This window comes from Methylobacterium sp. WL103 (assembly GCF_008039885.1).
Lineage (GTDB): Bacteria > Pseudomonadota > Alphaproteobacteria > Rhizobiales > Beijerinckiaceae > Methylobacterium > Methylobacterium cerastii.
Genome location: NZ_VRUX01000834.1, coordinates 1 through 1,465 on the forward strand (window position 1 = coordinate 1; position 1,465 = coordinate 1,465).

General features: G+C 74.3%; 1 protein-coding gene and 1 pseudogene. Both read right to left on the reverse strand.

The window, feature by feature from the left end:
• Nucleotides 1–261, reverse strand: a 261-nt coding sequence (locus tag FV222_RS25900; protein ID WP_147815993.1) for a DUF3429 domain-containing protein, incomplete at its 3' end; no start/stop codon positions are given.
• A gap of 147 nt (nucleotides 262–408) precedes the next feature.
• Nucleotides 409–1,465: pseudogene (locus FV222_RS25905) on the reverse strand (hypothetical protein); the annotation flags it as partial.

A 1,465-nucleotide genomic window follows, 5' to 3' on the forward strand; every position in this document is an offset into this window, starting at 1 on the left:
AGCCAGGAGCGAGGGGACGATGGCGATGAGGTAGTCGGCGTTGCCGGCGTTGCGCGCGGCGGCCGCGCCCCACCGGATGCCGCCGAGGAACGACGCGATCACCGCCCCGTAGGCCGAGAGGATCGTGCGCGGCGACAGGCCGATCGTGCCGAGGCCGCCGTCGCTGCCGCTGACGGCGAGCGCGGCGAAGCCCACGAACGGGATCAGCCCTGCGACGCCGAGGAGGACGGCGCCGGTCGGTACGGGGGAGACGCGCGCCATCCGATCTCCGGTTTGCCCGCTGCGGATCGGCGGTCGCCTATCGAATTACACGATTCTACGAACGCCGCGGCAGAGTGGTTCCCGCACTGCGGCATCATGGTCAAGCTTCGCCGCCACGGCCGTCGTCCCGGGCGGATCGCTGTGCGCTCAGACGCCTTTGCGGCCGGCCGGAGCGAGGGCGGGCGCCATCGGTGCCGGCGCGCCGAGGAGCGTCATCGGCCCGGCGGCGTCCTTCGAGACCGGGGGCTCGTTGACCGCGCGGTCGAGGCGGTGCGGCTTGAAGTTCGCGGTGAGGCTGCGCGCCGCGGCGAGGTCGGACGGGTTCAGCTTGGTCGCCACGTCGTCGCGCTTCTTGCCGGCATCCTCGTCGCCCTGTGCGGCGGCGGCGGCGAACCACGCGTAGGATTGCGCGAGGTCCTGGGTCAGGCCGAGGCCGCGGGCGTAGAGCACCGCGAGGTTGTACTGGCTGTCGCGGACGCCGTACTCGGCGCCTTGCCTGAACCACGAGGCGGCCGACGCGTAGTCCGGCTTGCCGGTGGCGCCCGGGTTCTCGGCGTAGATCACCGCGAGGTTGTGCATCGAGCGGGCATGGCCCTGCTCGGCGGCGCGGCCGTACCACATCTTGGCCTTGTCGAGGTCGCGCACGAGGCCGGCGCCCTTCTCGAAATGCCCGGCATACTTGTACTGGGCCGGCGCGTAGCCGGCGACGGCGAGCTTCTCGTAGAGCTTGGCCGCCAGCGACAGGTCGCGGGGCAGGCCGCGCCCGTCCGCAGCGCGCCCGGCGAGCTCCCAGACCGCGACGCCGTCGCCGTCCTGCGCCGCCTGGCGCAGCTTCGACAGGCCGGCGGGTAGGGCGGAGAGGTCGCCGGCGAGCGAGGCCATGCTCGACACCTGCGGCACCGCGCTCCTGGCCGAGGCCGGCTTCGCCTCGGCGGGGGTCGGAAGCGACTGGGTGGTCTGCGGGTCGGCCGGGATCGGGCGGGCCTCCGCCGGCATCGCCGGCTCGGGCTTCTCGGCCCGCGGCTCTGCCTTCGGCTCGGTCCTGGGCGCGGCGGTGTCGGCCAGCACCGTCGGCGGCTGGGTCGCGCGGGCGGCGTCGCCGTTCGAGGTCGGGCGCATGCTGATCGCCTGCAGGGCTCCGAGCGCGAGCACGATCGCCGCGAGGCCGAGCAGCAGCGGCCGGCGGCGGCGGTCGATCTCGGCG